Below are 23138 nucleotides of genomic sequence, written 5' to 3'. Positions count from 1 at the left end.
ATAAATCAGCTTTAGCTAAAAAATGGTATTATTTAATTAATATACTTTAAGGAGCAATTTATGGGAGTTTTAACAATTGTCTTGATTATCATTTCCTTTTTTATAATTATCATTTCGTTATTAATGTCTCCAGATTCAAATGGTTTTTCAGGAGCCTTAGTAGGTTCAGGAGATTTAGACTTATTTAAAGTTTCAAAAGAAAGAGGGGTTAAGAAAATTCTAAAATATTCAATGTTTACTTTAGGAGCATTGTTACTAATTGGATCAATTGTAATTAGAATTTATTTTGTTAGATAATGAAAATTGAACAGATATACCAGTTTATCAAAAACTCAAAAAGCAAAAGTTTTTTAGAAATTGCTCGACATTTTAAGATTAAACCCAAAGACAATCATCAGTTAAACAAAATTCTAGCGATTTTACAAAAAGATTGTAAAGTTTTTCGCAATGAAAAAGATGAATATTATGCTCCTGAATTAATTAATACTACTTCAGGTGTTTTTTTTGCTTCAACTAAAGGAAGCTTTGGTTTTGTTGATTATGATATTGATGAAGAAAACAAAACTAAAAAAAGTGTTTTTGTTAAATCATTTAACTTTAATGGGGCTATTACAAATGATATTGTTCAAGTAAATATTTATGTTAATCCTCATGATGAAAATAATCTTAGTTATGGAGTAATTACTCACATTTTAGAGCGTAAAAATGATGCTATTATTGGTTTTATTAAGCAAAAAAATAATACTTTTTACTTTTTACCAACTGATTTACGCTTTAAAAATTGTTCTTGAGCATTAATGCCTTCAACTACTGAATATAAATTAAATGATTTAGTAGTGGCTAAAATTCTAAAATATGAAGGAAAAATTGTCTTTATTGCTGTTGAAAAAATCATTACCAACGAAGCTGATCCGATGGTTTTTGTAAAAGCTTATTTAGAATCAATTAAAGCTCCTGAAAACTTTCCGAAATCTTTAGCTTCAGAAATTAGTGAAATTCCTGATGATATTTACAATGAAGATTTATCTAATCGAATTGATTTAAGGGACAAACTTATTGTAACTATTGACGGAGAAGACACCAAAGACTTTGATGATGCAATTAATGTTGAAAAACTACCAAATGGAAATTGAAAATTAGGAGTATATATTGCTGATGTTTCCTATTATGTTAAAGAAGATACTTTATTAGATAAAGAAGCTCTTTTAAGGGGAACAAGCACTTATTTAGTGGATCGAGTAATTCCGATGCTACCTGAAAAACTCTCAAATGGAATCTGTTCTCTTAACCCAGATGAAGATCGTTTTGTTCTTGCTTGTGAAATGGAAATTGATAAAGATGGTCAAACAATTAAAAGCAATATTTTCCAAGGAGTTATTAACAGTAAATTTCGATTAACTTATAAAAATGTCAATCATTTTTTAGATACTGGATTTATTGATACAAGCAAACATCCACATTTATCAGAACAATTAGCAAATATGCTCAATCAAGCAAAGGAGTTAAGCTTAATTATTCACAAGTGAAAAACTAATCAAGGATATATCGATTTTGAAATTGATGAACCTAAAATTAAGCTTGATGAACACGGATTTGTTAAAGATATTGTTATTAATAAACGAGGATTTAGTGAAGTTTTAATTGAAGATTTTATGGTAAGGGCTAACGAAGTAGTTGCTCAAACCCTTTATCAAGCAAAATTACCACTTTTATACCGAGTTCATGAAATTCCTAATGAAGAAAAATTATCAACTTTAATTAATTCTCTTGAAGTAGTTAATTTACCCACCCCAAATTTTAAACATTATCAAATTACACCAAAATTATTTGCAGATTTTGTAGAGCAAGTTAAAAATAATCGGGATGATGATTTTGTCAAATTACTTTTTTTAAGAACTATGCAAAAGGCCGTTTATTCACAAAATAACATCAAACACTTTGGACTTGCTAGCGATCACTATTGTCATTTTACCTCTCCAATTCGAAGATATCCAGATTTAATTATTCATCGAATTATTAGAGATTATTTAATTGATAAAAAAGCTGTTAATGTCGAAAAATTGAGTACAAAACTTGCAGAATTTGGTGAATTAAATACCGCAAGTGAGCAAAAAGCAGTCCAAATTGAACGAAAAGTTAACGATTTAAAATTTGCTGAGTACCTAAAAAGTAAAATTGGACAAAGCTTTAAAGCTCAAATTTTGAGTGTTTTAAATTTTGGATTTTTTGTGGAATTTGATTTTAAAGCAAGCGGATTAATTCATAAAAGTAATTTATTTGATGGAGATTTTGAAATTAATGAAAATGCAACTAAATTAGTTTCAAAAAATAAAACTTATACTATTGGGGATATTGTTGAAGTTACTGTTATTAATGTTGATTTAGTTGAAGGAAAAGTTGATTGTGTTTTAACAAGCCAATATGATCAATACTTAAACAAAATAAAGAGGGAAAATCAAGATCGTGAAAAAAGATTTGCCAGAAAATCTCAAAAATAGAAAATTACTAAAAAATTCTTTAGGTTTTGATTCGAACTTATGAATTTTTCAAGATAAAGATATGTTTAATTATTCAGTTGATACTATTTTGCTTGGTAATTTTATTTATTTAAATAAAAAAATTACTCGGGCTTTAGAAATAGGAACCAATAACGGAGCTCTTTCGGTATTTGTTGCTTCCAGAAGCGAAAAATTAAAAATTGATGCAATTGAAATTCAAGAAAAAGCAGCAGAATTAGCCCTTTTTAATGTTGAGCAAAATAACTTAGAATCACAAATTCAGGTAATTAAAGCTGATTTTAATGATTATTATAAAGAATTAATTAAAAAGACTTCTCGCAAATATCAAGTTATTTTTTGCAATCCTCCATTTTATCAATTTGATAAAACTAAAATCTCAAAAAAAGTTTCAAACGAAAAATTAATCGCCACTCATGAAATTAAATTAACTTTAGAAGATTTAATTTTTGGGTGTTCGAAAATAATTGAACAAAAAGGGTTTTTAAGCTTAGTTTTACCAGTTGAACGATTTGTTGATTTGTGTGAAATTTTAAGAAAATACAAATTTGAACCTAAAAGAATTCAATTTATTTATCCAAGAATTTACGATAAAGCAAAATTTGTACTTCTTGAAGCTCGTTATCAAGCAGGTTGAGGATCACATTTTTTACCTAATTTATATTTACATGATCAACATAATAAAAATGATCATGAATACTTACCTGAAATTAAACAATTGTATAAGCCAATTAAAATTTAGGAGCTAATATGTCAAAAACATTTTTTATTACTACACCGATTTATTATGCTAGTGGAGACTTACATATTGGTCATTTGTACACCACTACATTAGCTTGAGTTATTGCCAATTATAAAAAATTACAAAAATATGATGTTAAATTTTTAACTGGAAGTGATGAACACGGTTTAAAAATTCAACAAAAAGCAAATCTTGAAGACAAATCTCCTCAAGAATTTGTTGATCAATTAGCTTTTAAGTACCAAAAAATGTGAGAAGAATTTGGGATTAGTTATGATTTTTATTCACGAACAACTAGCGATGCACACAAAGAAACTGTTAAGCAAATTTTTAAGTATTTTTTAGAAAAAGGTTTTATTTACAAAGGTTCTTATCAAGGGCTTTATTCAGTAAGCGATGAAGAATTTTTAACTCAAAATCAAGCAGTTTTAAAAAATGGAGAATATTTTCATCCTACAAGCGATCATAAATTAGAATGAGTTTCTGAAGAGAGTTATTTTTTTAAAATGGGCTTATTTGAAAAATGACTTTTAGAATATATTGATTCAAACGAGAATTTTGTAGCTCCACAAAAAGTAAAAAATGAAATTAAAAACAATTTTTTACTTAAAGGACTTGAGGATTTATCATTGTCTCGAACTAATGTTTCATGGGGAATTAAAATTGATTCAGATCCAAAGCATACTTTATACGTATGGCTTGATGCCCTTTGCAATTATATAACTGCACTTGGATATAAACCTTTTACAGAAGTTCAAAGTCAAGATTTTCAAAAATACTGAGAAAGTGAAAATGCAGAAGTTTTGCATTTAATTGGAAAAGAAATCTCTCGCTTTCATGTTATTTACTGGCCTATTTTTCTTAAAGCTTTAAATTTAAAACAACCAACAAAAATTCAATCACACGGTTGAATTATCACTCCAACTGGAAAAATGTCTAAATCAAAAAACAATGTTGTTAATCCTTATAATTTATTGGAAAAATATCATAAAGAAATGATTAAATATTTTTTTGTTAGCCAAATTGCTTTAGGAGAAGACGGAATTTATGAAGAAAAAAGGTTTGTTGATACAATTAATGCTGATTTAGTTAATAATTTTGGAAATTTAGTATCTCGAACTTTAAAAATGATTCAAAATAGTTTTGACAAACCTCTAAAATATCAAAAATCACAAAATTCTCTAGATAATAAAATTGATCAAGAAATAGTCAATTCTTTAAAAAGATATCAAGATCATTTTGATTCATTAGAAATTGATAAAGGCCTTAAAGTAGCAATTAATTTATCAAGTGATTTAAATAAATATATAGATGATACTCAACCTTGAACTTTGAAGGGTAATCTCAATAGATTAGAGGAAATACTAGTTAGACTTTTAAATGGGATTTATGCTGTAAATTGTTATTTAAGCGTAGTATTAAAAGAAAAATCTAAAGAAGTTTTAAAAGCATTGAATTTACAAGAAATAAGCTTAGATTTAATAAGTGATTTTAATAAATTCAATCAAATAAAAACCAATGCTCCTATTATTTTATTTAACAGGATTAAATAATTTATTGAAGGTGCTTTTAAGCACTTTTTTCTTTTAAATAGTATAAAAAAGCTTAAATTAGCTTAAAAAAGTATATTTTTTTGGGTTTAAATAATAATATATGTGCTAAAATATAAAAGAGTTTTAATTATTTTAAAACAACTATAAAGTAAAAAATATATCAATGTAATTGTGGATTCGCTTGGGTGTGCTCCAATAATTTGAGTGCTAGGCGTTAGAAGCAATTATTAATCAATAACAAACTAAAGGAAAAATTATGGAAAACAAAAAAACTGTTGCTGAAAGACCAGTAAAACAACAGCAAACACCTATTGTTTCAAAAGATAAGTTATTAGAAGCTGGGGCATATTTTGGACACAAAGCTAAAGATTGAAATCCAAAAATGAAAGAATATTTAGTTCCAAATAAAAAAAATAAAGGTTCTCATATTATTGATTTAACTAAAACCCAAAAATATTTAGAATTTGCTTATTCGCTTGTAAACAAATTAGCTTCAAAAAATGCTTCATTTATTTTTGTAGGAACCAAAAAACAAGCTAAAAAAGTAATTCAAGAGGCAGCACAAAGAGTTGGTGCTCATTATGTTTCAGAAAGATGACTTGGTGGAACATTAACAAATAGTCGTACCATTATGTCAAGTGTAAAAACAATGGATGAACTTGAAGCTAAAAAAGCACAAGGATACAAAGGATACACTAAAAAAGAAGCACTTGAATTTGATAAAAAATTAGAAAAACTTCACAAAAACTTAGATGGTATTAAAAATATGAAATCGCTACCTCAAATTATGATTGTAGCTGACCCTATTGAAGATGCAATTGCTGTTAAAGAAGCAAGAAGAAAAAAAGTCAAAGTTATTTCACTTCTTGATTCAAACGCAAACCCAGATTCGGTTGATTTTGGAATTCCTGCAAATGACGATTCTGCAAAATCAATTACACTTATTATCACAATTTTAGCTGATGCAATCGCTAAAGCTCAAAACAAAGAACAACTTTATGCATACCAACCAGATGAAAAAGTTGTTTTACCAGAATTTCAATCAAAAAAAGTTGAACAACAACCACTTAATTAATTAAAAAATATAAATAGCATTAGGAGTAATCATGGCTGATTCAAAATTAGAAAAAATCAAAGAATTAAGAGCAAGAACTAATTCTGCTCTTGTTGATGTTAAAAAAGCTCTTGAAGCAACCGATTATAATATGGACGCTGCAATTGCTTGGTTAAAAGAAAATGGAATTGTAAAAGCTGCTAAAAAAGCAGGTCGTGTTGCCGCAGAAGGTGTAGTTAGTGCATATGGTGACCGAAATAATGCAGTTCTTGTTGAAGTTAATTCAGAAACTGACTTTGTTGTTAAGAATGATAAGTTTAATAAGTTAGTTAATGAAATTACTCCTGCTATATTTAACAGCAGAGTTAATACACTTGAAGAAGCTTTAAAAGTTAAATTAGCTGATGGACAAAGCGTTGAAGAAGCTTTAACTGAAGCTACCGCCGTAATTGGAGAAAAAATTACCCTTAGACGGATTATGTGTATTAACTCTGGAGAAAATCAAGTTTTAGGAATTTATGTTCATGCAAATAACCAAGTTGCATCTGTTGTAGTTGTAAATGGTGAAAAAGCTGACGTTGCAAGAAATGTTGCTATGCATGTTTCTGCGATGAACCCTGAATTTACTCTTGTTTCAGATATGCCTGCTGAAAGAATGCAAGAAATTAAAAATGGTTTCGAAAAACCTGCTGGGTTTGATTCAAAACCATTAAACATTCAAGAGAAAATCCAAGAAGGTTGATTAAATAAACAACTATCAGAGTTTGTTTTAACACACCAACCTTTTGTTATGGATGATGGGGTTTCAGTAGAAAAATACTTAGCCAATAATTCAAGTTCTTTAGTAAAATCATTTAGATTTGAAGTTGGAGAAGGAATCGAAAAAGTTCAATCTAATTTTGCTGAAGAAGTAGCTGCGGCTGCAAATTTAAAATAAATTAATTTATATTTTATGTATTTGATGACTAAATAAATTCTTAAAATAAGGGTTTATTTAGTCATCTTTTCTTTATTTTCAATTCTAATCACTACATTTACGTTCTTTATGTTTAAAATTAAGTTTGTGCTAAAAGCTCATCTTTTAAACTTAAATCATTTATTTTATCGTTAATTTTTTGCTCTATAAAGCCAAAATTCTTTTCTTCACGAGCAACAAAAGCACGTTTGTTTTCAATGAGCTGATGAATTAATAATTCAATTGCTTGTCTTTGATCTTCTGAAAAATTTAAGGTTTCAAAAATTTCTTTTAATTTAAGATTTTTATTAAGAAAATCAATAATAGCACTTTGAGCAAAAATAGTCTCTTTATCAGATAGTAACTGAAGTTGATCCCTTTTTAAGTTCTGGATTTCTTCTTTAAACTTTTTAAATGAATTAATTTTTTGAATTATTTTTTCACCTTGATCTTGAGTTATAAAATTGAGACTTTCATAAATATAAGATGAAGTATCTTTGATAAAATTTTTCATTAAGTAAATTCTTTCTTGTTCAATTTTAGCAATATCAAGAAAATTTTTATTAATTTGCAAAATTAATTCTTTTATTTGGATTAAATTAAAAATCAAGTTAATAAAACTTTTACTCAATATTTCTAAATTCTCTTGCTTTAATCAATCATCTGAATTTGCAAAATTAATTTGTTGATTATATTCATTTCAAAAATTTTTTAATTGACTATTTATTAAATTAAAATAACTTTCATTAAATTGACTCAGAAAAATTTCGTTTTGTTTTTCAAAAGATCCAGTAAAAGATTTAATTAACTCAATTAAAGCACCGATTCGTATTTTTGAAATGCTTTTATTATCATTAGAATTTAAATCATTTAAACTAGTTTCATTATCTAAAAATGTTGATATTAGTAATTCACTTAAGGATCTGTCTTGGTAAATTTGTGTTCAGATATCACTTTTATTATAAAACTGATCTAACAATAAATCTTCTTGATATTTTTGATAATGAGAAATTAATTTTTGAAAGTTATTATCTTCTTTAAAGGCTAATGATTTAAAGTTATTAAATTCATTTATAAGATCACCGCTATACTTAATTTTAGCTTTTTGATTATTTGGTGAAGAAATTATATCTTCTATATCTTGTTCTTTTTGCTTTGAAATTTCGGGTTCTGTGGTTTTAGAATTGTTAATTGCTGTTTTGTTTTTAGTTAAAAAATAAACACCTACACCTGTTATAGCTGAAACGCTAATAATAGCTATGAATAGTTTTAAATATTTTCGAATAATTGTTTTCATATCAATTAAGTAATAAAAAAATTCACATAAAAGTAAAAAAAATAAAAAAAAAGAAAGTTTTTGAGATTACACATTTTACAAGCCTAAATATGTAATCTCAAAAATTACAAAATATGATAAAATAAAAAATATATTGTACTTTTGATGGTACTTATATAGTAAATTTAAAGAAAGGCGACTATGAAAAGGAAATTAAAATTGTCATTATTGCAGAAAACTCTTCTTGCAGTTTCAACAGTTGTTATTGGTTCAGGTGCGACATTAGGGGCAATGCTCGCTTATTCTAATAACTCTGATGAAGTTTTAGGGTCATACTCTGCAATTCCGAAAAACCTTTTAAAAAATGATTACAGTATTATAAGAGATGAAAACGGTAACTTAAAAGCCAAAGTTAATATTGTTGATCCGCTTAAGCAACGAACTGTAGCGAAGATGTCAGATGATGGTTCTCAATACTGATTTGTAAATGACGAAGAACATAAAATGAACTTTAATGAATTTTTCAACGCATATTACAAAAGATTCCAAGAAAGTTTCATTCAAGAAATTAAATATGGTTCATTTAATTTTTACAATGAGTATGTTCTTGCTGTTAGACCAGAAAGATTTTTAGAATTTAGTAAATGATTTATTGATAATGTTGCTTGAGGACCTGATTTACTTACCTTAAGTAGTTTTAGAATTGTTCCAGGGGTTGAAAGAAGAGGAAACTCAATTACTTTAGGTAACCATACAACAATTCATAAGGAATCTAGCGAAATCAAATTCTTTCCAGATGCGTTTTTTGGTGTTGCACCTATTTTCTCAAGTATTGGTGGTGAAGGGAATGCGCCTGACGCTTTAACTGAAACTACTTTTCAAGCTCCTGTTTCAAAATTTCAAGCTGATGGATTTTTAGAAAATCTTGTTAAAATTTCCATTTTAAAAAACAACGAAAGTTTAAGAGATTCTCAAGGATTGCCTTTATACAGAAAAGAAAGTATTCTTAGTTTTAAAAATATTTTCTTTGTCGGAAAACTAAGAGGACAAAAAGTTAAGGTTTTGGTTAATAAGGAACATAAAGAAGAGTATCGTAAATATAACGAAGAATTAAAAATTTATGATTCCAACTATAAAAAATGATTTTTACAAAGAAACGGAAGAGAACCTAAACTTCCAGCTCCTAATTCTTTATTTTCATCAATTAGGGACGCAAAAGAAAGGGCAACAAAAATTTCAGCATTTCAAAATGCTCAAAATTTATTATTCCCTGCTGATATTACTGAAACAGAATTTAAAGAAAAAATTAAAGAATTTGGAGAAGAATATAAAAATGTTTCATTTAATGATTTAGTTGAATATCAAATTACTGATGCCCGTGGAATCTCTGTTAATCCAGATGATTTAATTGAATCAAATAAGACAGCATATTTAACTCTTGATTTAACTGACGGAAAATCAGAATTTACTATTCCATTATATGACGGAGTTTCTTCGCCAGCTCAGTATTATGCCGAACAATTTCTTGAACAAATGGTTAACTCTAAAATCAAAAACTTCCTTGATTTTTATGATGTTGACCAATATTTAGGAAAAAAAGTTTACTTATATCAAGATAGTGATCACAAAGTATATTATTCAAATTCAGTAGAAGCTCTTAATCTTGAATCTAAATTTGATGAGAATAACTTAAAAGAATTAACAATTAAAAGCTTTGAAGTTAAAGGACAAGTTTTTACTGTAACTTTTGAACACCAAGATAAAGAACAAAAGAAAAGTGAAATTACCGAGACTTTTGATGCACTTAAAACTGACAAAGAAATTTCTTTAGGAGATTTATTTAGATCTCTTAAATATGCATTAGGATATACTGGTGCTCTAGTTCCGCGTACTCTTACAGCTACTCCTGAAACTTTAACAGCGGTTGATCAAAGTGGAAAATTACTCAAAGGACTTGCTTCAAGGAAGTTTCAAATTTATTCAGATTCATACAATGGAATTTTAGACGAAATTTCACAAAAATTCCCATTTTTACTTAAAAAACAAAATGGACCTCACTTAGTTAAAAAAATTGATACTAATGGAGTTTATAAATACACCATCGAAGAAGGAGAATATCAAGGATTTTCAGTTGATGATAATATTGGAATTCCAATGATTCTTGCAAACACTCTTAAAAACTACAAAGGGGTTTCATATGATTTCTTAAAATATGTCGGAGCTCACGAATACGGTCATCACTATACTCTTGAAAAAGGTCAAGCTATTGACGAAACAGATAGCGCTGTACTTGTTGGAGGGATTTCAGTTAATGGAGGAGCTTCAGATAGTTCATACTATTCATTTAAAGCACTCAAAAATTATATTGAAGCTCGCACTAACTTATTGGTTCGCAGAGTTGATGCACAAGGAAACCCAAACCCAAGAGGAACATTTACTCAATTTGGATACATTAAAAATGACGGGACTCATACTAGATGAGAAACTTATGATGATGTTTGAGGGTCAAAATCTAAAGACATTTTTAACACAGTTAAAAACCCAGACAGAAGATTTATTCAAACTTTTGAAGGGCTTCAAGAAACCGCTAAACGAAGAAACATTCGTTTAGGAGATTTGTTTTTAGCAAACTCACTAGATTCAAATTCAGGAACTTTAAATCCATTTATTGAAGGTCAAGGAAAAGTTATTTATAATGAAAATGGACAAAAAACCTTTAAAACAATTAGTTTAACACAGATGCTTTCTCAATTTAAAGATGGACAAGGGAACCCAATTAAATTTACAGGAACTAATTCATCAAATCTTCAAGTTCAACCTTTTGATTTTAAGGTTAATGAAGATGGAACAATTAAAATCACTAATGTAAGATTAAAAAATAAAGATGGCTCTCCAGCAATTAAAGTGCCTTTAAACAAGACTTTAACTCCCGAAGAGCTTCAATATGTTAATGCATTGTGAAAAAGAGTTAATGATAATATCAAAGGTTTATATAATATAGATGATGCTGATAATGGATGAAATTCTTCTACATCATCGGCAGATGGAAAAAGAAAAATCGTTTGAAAATCATTGCTAAATTCTGTTGTTCCAAAATCATTTTTTGATAGCATTATTTATCGTAATGATGATTTGTCTAATGAATTTAATCCAGAAAGTAATGGTCTTCTTTGAATTAATGGTTCTCCAAATAAACACATAAACCCTCAAAGAAAATCAAATCTTTACTATGCAGTTAAAAATGATAATTCAGATTCTAACTTTGATGTCTTAAATAAAATATTTCAAAATCAAAAAGAAGATGAAAGACCAGAAGGACTCGGTTATGCTGGATATGAAGCGGCATTTTACTACTACGGAAAGGTTTTAAGCTTTGTTGATTCAAAAAATTCTCCAAATGCAAATTATGTTTTTCCAGTTGGGGCAACAAGAGGTCTTTCTTCAAGTCATTCTATTACTTCAAGTTTATTTGGGACTTATTACCAAAGATTTTTTGGAGCAGAAAATAATTCAGTATATCAACCAACTCCTAGTTTTTTAATCAGCGAAGGGTTTGGAGTGAGTGCCGGAGTTACGAATAAAGAAGTTGATCTATCTAAATCTGGAGTTTATTTTGTTGGATTAGATAGTTCAAATCAACCAATTCTTGATTATTCAAAAGCTACCCAAGTTTCTAAAGTTGGATATAATTTGTTATCAAGTTCATACTTAACATTAAGTCAAAGTAAATTAGATAAGTCATTTGCAAACAATATCTTAACTGCAACAGTTAGAAATAAACAATTGCCTGTATTTAATACTCTTAAAGATATGTTTGAATTTGGATCAGTTGATTATTCAAAAGCCACATATTCAGGTGATGAAGAAAACGAAGCATATAATTGAGATATAAATTATGTTAAAACTAAGTTCAATTTAGATAAATTTAAAGCTGAAGTTTCTCAAGAAGCTGATTCGCCAATGAAAAATACAATTGTCGCTAGCGAACAATCACTTGCAAATGAAGTAATGAAGAGATTTATTCGTTCTTCACTTTTCTTAAGTATTAAAGAATTTAAACTTAAAGACTTAGAAAAAAACAAAGCAATCTTTAGCAGTGATTATGGAATGAATTTCCTTAATTCCAAATTTAATGAAAGTTATGTTAAAACCACTCTTAATTCAAATGGATTTAAATTTAACATTGAAAAGTTCCTTGAAACTATTAAGGAAACATTTGATCAATATTACAACAAAACTGCTAAAGGTCAATATGAAAGTAATGCTGTATCCAAAGCTTTTGAAAATATTTCCTTAAATGATTTATTTATGCTTTTAGGAAATGTATTAATAATACAAAGTGATTCTAATAATACTTCATTAGCAAATGCTTTGTTTTTAGATTTTACTGATGGGACTCCATCTTCAGATGCTATAGATTACTTTAACACTAAAAACGAACCACAAATTGCTGATAAATTTACTGATTATGTGTATACAATGCCTGAAACTTTAACTAGAGATTATGTTCAAACTACTTTTGTTCCTTCAAATAATGATTTTGGGAATTTACCAACATATTTAAGCAATGTTAGTGAAGCAAACACTGGATTAGATTATGTTAATGATATTAGCTCATTATCAATTTGAAATGAACGTATAAATAGTAAATCTGCAATAGTTAACGGAATTGAAACAATACTTCTTACTCCTTCAAAACCACATGAATATTTTGCTAAGCGTTCAGAAATTCAGCAAAAATACCAAAAATTAGCTCTTGAAGCTGATGCAAAAATTTCGCAGTTTGAAAAAAGTACTCCCGAAGAATTAAAACTTTCAAAAGAAGAATATGCATTGCAATTAAATGCTTTACAAACTCAAAAACAAGAAATTAATTTTGATAAAAACAAAGAATTAAGCAATTTACTTAAATTATACGATTACGATATTACCTTACCAGATATACAACAGCAAACTAGAATTAAATCATCATATTTTGGAAAATTAAAATCAAATAACAACGGATACTTCAAAGATAAATGAGAAAAAGAAAGTATTGGTATTGAGCTTTATGATCCAACCACTGGAGACGAAATTATTGATAATACTATTAGATTGCTTGATTTAGACGGTAAAAAAGTAACTTCACGTCCAAGAGCGTTTTTCCTTTCACAGCTTTATAACTATGGGGTTGGTGATAGAACTGTTTCAGGAATTTACAGAAATAAAGACTTTGATGCTTTAGCACTTTATGGATATGTAAAAAATGAAGATGCAGCAAAAATTGATCGTTTAAAATTTACTAACATTAAAACTGGAGAAGCTAAATATCTTCATGTTAATGTTGATAAAACTAATAATATTTTTTATCTTAAAAAACAAGCTGATCCAACTTCTAAAGTTACTTTAAAAGATGAGGGTTATAGTACTTGAATTTCTGATTATGCACTAATGGGTAAATATAGAGATGCATTACTGTTCCCAGGAAACTCATTTACTATTGATTTTGTTGACAAAGATGGTAACGAATTAAAAGATAAAGACGGAAAATCAATATTTACACTAGGTCATGGTCAATCTCTTACCGAAAATGGTAAAGACGATTCTAATGCACCAATTAAAATTTCAGCAAAAGGAAAAGACAAAAATAACAAAGAAATTGATAAAGCTGTAATTGAAGTTGACTTACAATTTAACGTTATTAGATAATAAAAAATAGGAGGGCAAATGAAAAGAAAATTAAACCTAAAAAAGACACTTCTTTTAACGAGTTCTTTGTTAACAGGATCTTTAACAGCTGTAGCCATGAGTTGTTCAGCAGCCCCATATGATCCAGATAATTTTAATTCAAATGTTAAAAAAGAATATGATTTTGGACTTGCAACTGATCCAATTAATAACCTTAATTATGTTAGATATAGTTCATTAGATAGAGTAATTCCTTCTCTTGTTGAATCATTTACTAAAGAAGGACCAACTACTTCATTAAAATCAATTATTTCTATTGGAAGTTTTAAGTTTGCTTTAGTTGATACACCAATTTCTGTTAATCCAAATAATCCAAAAGCAGATTTTGATGAAATTTTTAAACAAAATAAAAATAAATTCTCTGAAAAAGATGGATATGGAGGAGTTTCTGGCGCTCATCTTTCGCTAGATGATTTTGAAATTTTGGGAGGATTAGGAAAAGAAAGTGGAAATGATGCTATAAGACAATCATCAATTTATGCTTTTAAAAACCCTAAAAACCAAAACAACGTCTCGGCTTTTACTGGATTTTTAAATAATGGAAATAGTGTTTGATCTAATGGTGATACAATCACAGCCCAAGATTTACGTGATTACTTTGAATATATTTTAGATTTAAACACTGGGTCTCAAAAACTTAATAAAATTCTCAAATTAACAGGAATTAGAGGAGCAGAAGAATTTGTTAATGCTCAAAAAGAATACATTAGTAAATTTAATAAACCATACCCAAATCCTTGAGGAAGAAGAAAATACATCTTTAGTAAAGATTTTGGTAAATATGTCCAAGATCCTAATGACAAAGTGTGACAATATTATGAAAAAGATCCGCAAAAACCAGGTGAGTTTTTAGATAAAGAATATGTTGATAAAATTCACAAAGCGGCTTTAAATTTTGGATTTTATACTGGACAATTATTTTTAGATTATGGAAATGAAGAAATTTTTAATAATTTAGATTTAAATCCTGATTTTAGTTATGATGCACCAGTACAAGACTTTATTATTAAAGACGTAGAAAAAGGAACCAAAACTATAAAATTAGTTCGTAATGAGTATGTTAATCCCTATCAAAATTTTGATAAAGGAAAATCTGCATACCAAACTCTAGCAAATGATGAATATTCATTTACTATGATTTTTGATGAAAATAAAACTCCTTCTCGAATTAATTTGATTTTTTACATTTTGCCAGCTTTATTCCCTATTAATCGTAAATATATTGAAACTGAAGTTGGTGGAATTGATAACTATGGAGCTGATGTTTCGAAATTTTTAACTAGTGGAGCATTCAAAATCGCTTCTCCTAATGATGTTGTATTTGGTCCGCAAGGGTATATGCTCTTAACAAAAAATCGTGATTATTATGACAACGCAAACACCATTTCTAATAAAATTAAAATTTACTTTTCAACAGATAAAACCACAAATTCAACTCTTTTTGAAGATGGATATATTTCACAAACTTATATTCCAGCTGAAAAAATTGTTTCATATTGATCAAATCCTGCAGAAAAACAATATCTTAATAAAAATCAAGGAGTTGGGACCATTGCTTTTGGGTTTAATCTAGATCCAGTTACTAACTCAGAAAGTTATATTAACGATCAAGATTTAAGAAATTATATTTATTACTCAATAAATCGTGGAGATTTACTCAAAACCGTTAACTGAGATTTCTCTTTTCCAGTTAATACTTGAACAGCTTTTGGGTCGCATAAACTAGATGATGGGCGTTCTCTTGAAATGTTTTTCGACGGACAAGAAAGCAAGGCTAAAAATGGTGAAACATTTGAATTACAAAACTATGAGTACTTAGTCCATTTAGGAAAAACATTCCAACTTGAGAGAACAAATCGGAGAGATTTAACTTATTCTGAAAATACTGCTAAATTCTATTTAGAAAGATTTAAGAAAAACCACCCAGAATTAAAAGGAAAATCAATTACTCTTAGATATTTAAATAATTCAACTGAAGAACAAAGAAAAGCAGGAGCGGCTCTTCAAGAAACTCTGCTAAGAAATTCAGAAGGGTTTGTTAATATTGATATTAAAGCATTGCCAGAAAATACTTATGCTTCATTTATTGAAACTGGTAAATATGACATTATTTACCGTAATTATGATTACCTTAGCGGAAATACAGTACAAGATTATGTTGGTGTGTTTTATAAAACAGATGAAATTAATCCGTTAATACAAAAAAATATTGGATTTACAAATAATCCAGTTGGAGCTTGAACATACCAATCTTATATCTCAGAATTGCTTTTAGAAAAACTTTTACCTTCTAATAAAAATGAAGTTAAAAATCCTAATGTTTCAAAAGAAGAATTGCTTAAAGAAATATTTGCAATTGGACTACAAGTATATTCAGAAGATCAAAGTATTAAAAATGCAATTGAAAGTTCAAGTAGTTTAAGTGATATTTCTAATCAAATCAATAAACTCTTAAGTACTTTTAAAACAAAAATTTTATCTAAAACTAAAAATATTTTGTACTCAGCATTATTTAATAACAATTTATTCTCAACAACTCTTCTTGAATATTTAGCAATAAATAACTCTAATAAAGTTAAGAACCTACTTTTAAGTGTAGGAATTTCAAAAAATAATCTCAAAAATTCAAGATTAGATAAACTTTTACAAATTTATCTTTATTATCTGTTAGATACCAACACTCTAGATGCAGTAAATAATTTTAAAATCCATGTTAGAGGAAAAGATAAAACCAAAGATTTAACTTTACAAAGTTCATCACTACCACTTGATCCAATAACAGGAAAAAGTTACAATTTAACTTTAGCAGATAAATTAGCTTTAACAACTTTTGATACTGCCGAAAGATTAGAAGCATTAATTGTTCCATTTAGTGATTATGAAGAAAGAATTCAGTATTTTAAGCAAGTAATTAATCGATTGAGTAATTTAACTGATGAACAAAAACAAGCATATTATAATCAATTAGAGCAGCAAACTGAAATCGAAGATATGAAGGATATCTTTATTGATGCCTTAGAAAAAAATAATGACCAAAACGAAACAGTTGGATATTTATTTGATTTCCAACTCAAAGAATTAAAATTATGATCTAAATTCAATGATTTATCAATGAGACATTTTGATCAAAAAGAAAATAATCAAAACACAGGTGTTTCTGAAAATGATATTGATTACTCAGGAAGACTCGATGCTTTTTTTAGTGGAAACTTTACCGACGAAGAATCTTATAGAGGATGAAATTCAACTTTAGATGTGTTTATTTTTGTTGCACTTCTTGAAAAAGTTATTCGTGATGGTTCGCCAATAATTCCACTTATGGAAGTTGACACTAACTGAGAAATCACTAAAATTGGTGGAGTTAGGGGTGTATTTAGTTTCAAATTACAATTTGCATATGATGTAACTAATCCGCCAAGACCAGGATTACCTAGAAAGAGAGATGCATAGATGAATGAATTAACAAAACTAAATCAAACTTATAAGCATTTAAAAGGAAACTATAAAGAAAGTTCAAGTAAAGTCTTTTTTACAAATAAACGTGTTTCTGAGCATTCATTTAAAGATTTTTTCTCCTTTACAGAACATCCGGTTTTTAGAACCTTTTGAAAAATTTTTAAAATCATTTTAGAATTTTTTGTCATTGGATTTATCGTTATTACCATAGCCTTTTTCTTAATTAATGCAGTTCCTGGTTCTAACTCTCTTACTGCCGGATTGCAAGAATCTCAAAGAATTGCAATTGAGCAAAAATATGGACTTAATTTACCAATTTTCCTTAGATATTTAAACTACCTTAATGGACTTGCACATTTAGATTTTGGAATATCACTTTCGTTATTTCCAGCTCAGCCAATTTCTGATTGAATTGGAGCTAGATTTTTAAAATCATTTTACATTGGAATTTTTAGTGTTTTCCTAACAGTTATTATTGGAATTCCGCTTGGAATTTGAGTTGGAAAAAACCCAGGGAAATTTATTGATAACTTTTCAACTGTTATTGTGTCAATTTTCTCTTCAGTACCTTCAATTGTCTTTGCAGTTGTATTGGTATTTTTAGGAAGATTAGTAGGAATTCCATATGTATTTGATCAAAAAAACTTTGCAACTTACATACTACCAGGTCTTGCTCTTTCGCTTACCAGTATTATTGTTTATATTAAATATATTCGTACTGAATTAAACCGTGAGCTTAATTCAGTGCATGCGAAATTTGCTTATCTTAAAGGTGTTTCAAAAAATAGATTCGTTTGAAAACATGCTCTTAAACCTTCACTTTTCCCAATTGCAACCTTTTTCCCAGCTGTTATTTTTGGATCATTTTTAGGAAGTATTTTTATTGAACAAATTTTCTTTATTTCTGGTTCAGGAGCAACACTGCTTCAAGCAATTCAAACTAAAGATTATAATGTTATCTTATTTTTAATGGTTATTTTTGCGATTTTAACTATTTTATCTTATGCTACACGTGATTTATTATATGAAGCAATAGACCCAAGAGTTAGAAGGAGAGGTAAATAATGGCTAAATTTTTAGAAAATTTGAAAAATAAAACCTCCCAAAAAATTGATTCTTTAAGAAAATCTCAAGAACTTTCGCAAACTAATTTAGAAAATCTCGAAGGAGCCCCTAATGCATTCATGCAACCAATTAATTATAAAAAATGAAAATTAATTGGAGATGCTTTTGAATATTCAGAATCACAACATTTAGGGAAAGAAACAAAAGTTTTCAAAGAATTTATTCACCGTTTCTCACAAAATACTGGTGGAGTATTTGGGTTTTGAATTTTAGTCTTTTTAATTGTTTTAGCACTTTTTATACCATTTTTTACTCAAGACCCACTTCTTTCAAATGTTAACGGAAGATACTTATCTTTTGGTCAAAGAGATAATCATGGAGTTTATCACTTTTTAGGAACTGACATTCAAGGTCGTGACTTATGAGCTAGACTTTGATGAGGGCTCCGTTATTCAATTGCTCTTGCAATTGTTACAGTTTTAATTGAAGTTGTTATTGGAGTTTCGATTGGAATTATGATGGGACAATTTGAAACTTTTGACAAAATTATGACTTTTATTATTAAAATTATTTCAATTGTTCCAACTATTTTAATTTTAATTTTAATGGCCATTGTTATAAATCCAAGCTTTTGAGTAATTGCCCTTGCACTTTCACTTACTTCATGAACTGGAATGGCTAACCAAATTCGTGCTCAAGTAAAAAGAGCTAAAAACTTTGAATGAGTAGCAGCTTCTCGGGTGCTAGGGACTCCAACCATTAAAATTCTTAAAAACTACATTCCAGTTATTTTACCAATTTTAATTACTCAACTTGTGTTCTCAATTCCTGGTGTTATTTTAGCTGAAACTTCGCTTGCTTTCATTGGACTTAACATCGAAAATACTGCTACTTTAGGAAATTTAATTTCCGAAGGACAAAAAAACTTCCCACAATACTTAAGATATGTCTTTGTACCATCAGCTGTTTTAGTTTTAATTACTACCAGCATCCAGCTTATTGGAGCTAGTGTCCAAGATTCACTTAGAAGACAAAGATAGGAGAATGTAAATGCTTAAAAAATTATTTTCAAAAAACAAAGACACAAATTCAAATTCTTCTATTTTTTCATTAGAATCGTTAAAAAACAAGTTGTCAAAGGGAAGAAAAAAATTATTAGCTTTTGATTGAGACAAGTTTTATAAAGATGTTCAATATAAAACTTTTAATGATGGAACTAAATTACCAATTGCAGCTGAAATTAATGATATTTATTTAAGTTTTACTAACCCTGCTCGCCCTGGGGAAAAAAATAAAGTTCTTCGTGGGCCATCAATTCAAATTTACGAAGGAAAAGTTCACGCTATTATTGGTGAATCCGGATCAGGGAAAAGTGTCCTTACTTCACTACTTTATGGACTTACTGGAGATAATGCTGTCATTGATTCAGGGGAAATTAAGCTTTATAATAATAATGTTGAAAATTTCACCTTTAAAGATTGAGAACGTTCAGGTTACCGTGGAAAAGTTGTTTCAGCAGTATTCCAAAACCCAATGTCTACTTTAAATCCAACTATGAAAGTTGGAAAACAAATTATGGAAGGGATGTTGGTTAACAAAATTGTTAAAACTAAAAAAGAAGCTTACAATCGTGCGGTAGATTTCTTACGTAAAACAAAAATTAACGATCCTGAAGCAGTAATGAAACTTTATCCTCATGAAATGTCAGGAGGAATGATTCAAAGGGTAGTTATTGCTACAATTGTGGCTTTAGGTTCAAAAATTTTAGTTTTAGATGAGCCAACTACTGCTCTTGACCCTACTGTTCAAGCACTTGTGCTTGACGTTATTAAAGAACTTCAACATGAACTCAAACTTTCAATTGTCTTTATTACTCACGACTTAGGGGTTGTTGCTTCAATTAGTGATTACATTTCAATTATGTATGCTGGTCAAATTATTGAAGAAGGAACTGCTAGAGAAATTCTAAAAAATCCCCAACACCCTTATACTTGAGGATTAATTGCTTCAATGCCTGACGTTAATAAAGGGGAGCGTCTTGCAACTATTAGAGGTAGTGTTCCTTCTTCACTTAATAACATCGTTGGAGATGCTTTTGCTGTTAGAAATGATTATGCTTTAGATATAGATTTTGTTGAAGAACCACAATTTTACTGAGTATCTGAAACTCACAGAGTTAAATCGGCACTTTTAGATGATAGAGCTCCAGAATATCAACCACCTGTTTTAATTCAAAAATTATGAAAGGAATTTGCTGAAAGTAAAAATAAATATGAGAAATAAAAAGAAACATAGATTTATTACTTTAGACCCATTTAAAGAAAAATTATTTTTTGGACCAATAGCAAACCTTATGCAAGCAGGTAAAGAAGAACAAAAATTCTTTTATGATACTCAAACTAGATACGGAATTTTCAAAACTAATACTTACAGACCAATTTTAAAAGGAACTGAAGAGATGCTTACTCCAAAGCATGGTGAAGAAATTCTAGTTAAAATGAGAAATGTTGATATTACTTATGGAAGTGGTTCTAAATCCTTTAGAGCTATTAAAGATTTATCACTTAATATTTACAAAGGTGAAGTTTTAGGACTTGTTGGAGAATCTGGATCAGGAAAATCAACTACTGGAAAAGCACTTGTAAGTTTAATTCCTTATTCACACGGAAAAATCCAAATGTTAAATATGACTTTACCAAAAAAACTTAAACGTGGATTTAAATTTGGTAAAGCACTCCAAGAATATAAAGCCATTGATAATTTTTTAGTTAACAAAGTTCAAATGATTTTCCAAGATCCAGCCAACTCTTTAAATCCACATGTTAACGTGGAAACAGTTGTTTCTGAAGGATTAGAAAACACTAAAAACGCCAAAGAAATTTACTTGTATAATATCGATCAAGAAGTTTTAAAACAAACTTTTGCATTAATTTCTAATTTAGGAAAAGAGCAAACTTTTACTAAAGAGCTTTTTGATAAGTTAAATACTAAAGTTGGAATTAATGAAGAACAAGGTTATAAAACTCTTTATGAAGAGTTTGAACCAATGTTAGTTTCAGAGCCTCAAGCTCATGAGTATTTAATTAGTACCAAAGCACATCGTGAAGCTCAAATGAAACTTTCTGAAAAAGAATGCAAAAAAATTCTTGTTAAAGAAATGCTTAAAAACGTAGGACTTGATGAATCGGTCCTTAGACGTTATCCACTTGAATTTTCAGGAGGACAACAACAACGGATTGGAATTTCCCGTGCGGTGGTACTTCGTCCACAACTCTTAGTAGCTGATGAACCAATTTCAGCACTTGATGTGTCAATTCAAGCCCAAGTTGTTAATATTTTCAATGAACTAAAAGAAAAATTTGATTTAACTATTTTGTTTATTGCTCACGATCTTCGGATGGTAGAATATATTTCTGATCGGATTGCAGTTATGAATAAGGGAACTCTTTTAGAAATTGGAAAAACTAGTGAAATTGTTAATAATTCATTGCACCCATACACTAAATCTCTTTTAGATGCGGTTCCTTCAATTGATTCAGAAAAAGGAAGTTTAATTGGATATGTATATGACCCTTCAATGCATAATTACACCGATAAAATTCAACCTGAATGAATTAAAATCAATGATGATCACTATGTTTTAGGAACTCCTGAAGAAGTTGCGAACTGAAAAAAAGGAAAATATTAAATAATAATGAAAAACCAATTTAAAAAATTATTATTACTTTCAAGCGGATTAATTTCCACTTTATTTGTGGCTGGACAGTGCTCTTCAACTCCTGAAAACAATAATTTAACTACTTCTGATACTGGTCAGAATGGCAAACAAAAAGAAGATAAACTTGTTGGAACTAATGATAAAACAACCGAAGATTCAAAACAACAAACAGATATAAGAACTTCACCAGAATCCGAAGAAACTGAAATAAATCTAAATGTCATAGATGAAGGATTGGCTATTAATCCATTTCCAACCGAGAAAAACCAAAATGGTGATATTGTTAAGTTTTCAAGAGTAGCTTGAAATTTGAATAAATCAAAAAAAGATTTTGTTAGAGAACTTAAAAAAGTATCTGCTGATTATAAAGTAAAAATCAAAGATACAGCACAATTAAAACTTTTAAGAAGCTTCTATATTAGAGATACTAATGATATTTCTTATAAAGGTACACCTGATAATTTAGCAGTAACCTTGCATGTTCCTCGTTTTGTTGTTAAAAAAGAAGATCAAGATAAACCAAAGCCACCATCTACTTTAACTTCTTATACAATCTCTGTACCTTTTAATTGAATTCCAAAAGATCAAAAAACAGAAAAAGACCTTGATGGTAAACTATCAGTTACTCAAAAAAATGCTAAAAAAGGACTTTTAGAACTAAGAGAGCAGACTATCAAAAATTTATTTATGAAATTTCCGGCAACTTTTGGACAACCAGCTCACTATGATTTAAAACTTCTTAATAAAGCTACGCCAGCAAAATATCAAACTCTTTTATATTCAGTTTCGGCACTTATTTTAACTATAGATTATTTACTTAAAAATCATATTTTTGACTCTCACATTAATCAACTTTTAAGGGGAGTACAAATTTTAGATGAAAGTGGAAACCCAAGTAATGAATTAACTGAAAGATTTTTTGCAACTCAATTTAAAGCTTATCCTGCATCAGATAATTTAGGTGGATATGCTTTTGCCTTTACATACTTATATTTAGTTCAAAAAAACGCCGCTTTAGTTAATTTTGAAAACAAAAATTCATAAAAAATAAACATAGCAAAAAGCTATGTTTTAAT

14 protein-coding genes are annotated in these 23138 nt (G+C 28.5%); 13 read left to right on the top strand and 1 reads right to left on the bottom strand.

Annotation, left to right across the window (positions count from 1 at the left end; genetic code table 4):
- Positions 1-60: 60 nt before the first annotated feature.
- The 6 genes from secG (at position 61) to tsf (ending at position 6802) form a co-directional block, all read left to right on the top strand.
- Positions 61-297 carry a preprotein translocase subunit SecG gene (secG, locus tag EXC58_RS03685; protein WP_129725684.1) on the top strand — a complete coding sequence of 79 codons (237 nt, stop codon included), beginning with the start codon at positions 61-63 and terminating at the stop codon, positions 295-297.
- Positions 297-2498: a ribonuclease R gene (rnr, locus tag EXC58_RS03680; protein ID WP_129725683.1), complete on the top strand. Its 2202-nt coding sequence runs from the start codon at positions 297-299 to the stop codon at positions 2496-2498. Before secG ends, rnr begins: the two co-directional genes overlap by 1 nt.
- Positions 2464-3258, top strand: a complete 795-nt coding sequence (locus EXC58_RS03675) for a tRNA1(Val) (adenine(37)-N6)-methyltransferase (protein WP_223211628.1) — start codon at positions 2464-2466, stop codon at positions 3256-3258. Before rnr ends, EXC58_RS03675 begins: the two co-directional genes overlap by 35 nt.
- 8 nt (positions 3259-3266) lie before the next feature.
- Positions 3267-4811 carry a methionine--tRNA ligase gene (metG, locus tag EXC58_RS03670; protein ID WP_129725682.1) on the top strand — a complete coding sequence of 515 codons (1545 nt, stop codon included), beginning with the start codon at positions 3267-3269 and terminating at the stop codon, positions 4809-4811.
- Between the two features lie 256 nt (positions 4812-5067).
- Positions 5068-5886 carry a 30S ribosomal protein S2 gene (gene rpsB, locus EXC58_RS03665; RefSeq protein ID WP_129725681.1) on the top strand — a complete coding sequence of 273 codons (819 nt, stop codon included), beginning with the start codon at positions 5068-5070 and terminating at the stop codon, positions 5884-5886.
- 31 nt (positions 5887-5917) lie between these two features.
- Positions 5918-6802, top strand: coding sequence for a translation elongation factor Ts (tsf, locus tag EXC58_RS03660; RefSeq protein WP_129725680.1), 885 nt, complete (start codon positions 5918-5920; stop codon positions 6800-6802).
- A gap of 118 nt (positions 6803-6920) precedes the next feature.
- On the opposite strand, the gene EXC58_RS03655 is transcribed toward tsf, so the two are convergent.
- The gene (locus tag EXC58_RS03655; RefSeq protein WP_129725679.1) at positions 6921-8117 is read right to left on the bottom strand and encodes a hypothetical protein; all 1197 of its coding nucleotides are present in this window, start codon (positions 8115-8117) and stop codon (positions 6921-6923) included.
- A 180-nt stretch (positions 8118-8297) separates the two neighbouring features.
- Here EXC58_RS03655 and EXC58_RS03650 point away from each other — a divergent pair, with 180 nt between their 5' ends.
- From EXC58_RS03650 to EXC58_RS03620, 7 genes are all read left to right on the top strand, one after another.
- The gene (locus EXC58_RS03650; RefSeq protein ID WP_129725678.1) at positions 8298-13784 is read left to right on the top strand and encodes a PDxFFG protein; all 5487 of its coding nucleotides are present in this window, start codon (positions 8298-8300) and stop codon (positions 13782-13784) included.
- Positions 13785-13802: 18 nt separating this feature from the next.
- Positions 13803-17273: an ABC transporter substrate-binding protein gene (locus tag EXC58_RS03645; RefSeq protein ID WP_129725677.1), complete on the top strand. Its 3471-nt coding sequence runs from the start codon at positions 13803-13805 to the stop codon at positions 17271-17273.
- Complete coding sequence (locus EXC58_RS03640; protein WP_129725676.1) at positions 17274-18344, top strand: ABC transporter permease; 1071 nt, start codon at positions 17274-17276, stop codon at positions 18342-18344.
- Positions 18344-19384: an ABC transporter permease gene (locus EXC58_RS03635; protein ID WP_129725675.1), complete on the top strand. Its 1041-nt coding sequence runs from the start codon at positions 18344-18346 to the stop codon at positions 19382-19384. Before EXC58_RS03640 ends, EXC58_RS03635 begins: the two co-directional genes overlap by 1 nt.
- 10 nt (positions 19385-19394) lie before the next feature.
- Positions 19395-20627: an ABC transporter ATP-binding protein gene (locus EXC58_RS03630; protein WP_129725674.1), complete on the top strand. Its 1233-nt coding sequence runs from the start codon at positions 19395-19397 to the stop codon at positions 20625-20627.
- Between the two features lie 70 nt (positions 20628-20697).
- A complete protein-coding gene (locus EXC58_RS03625; protein WP_129725966.1) occupies positions 20698-22032 on the top strand; it encodes an ATP-binding cassette domain-containing protein in 1335 nt (444 codons plus the stop codon).
- A gap of 6 nt (positions 22033-22038) precedes the next feature.
- Entirely contained in the window at positions 22039-23106 is a 1068-nt protein-coding gene (locus EXC58_RS03620; protein ID WP_129725673.1) for a hypothetical protein, read from the top strand.
- The last annotated feature ends 32 nt before the right edge of the window (positions 23107-23138 follow it).

Origin of the sequence: Mycoplasmopsis citelli, from assembly GCF_900660645.1 — a bacterium.
Lineage (GTDB): Bacteria > Bacillota_I > Bacilli_A > Mycoplasmatales > Metamycoplasmataceae > Mycoplasmopsis > Mycoplasmopsis citelli.
Note: the sequence above shows the minus strand (reverse complement) of the source record. Positions and strands in the feature narration are given on the sequence as shown.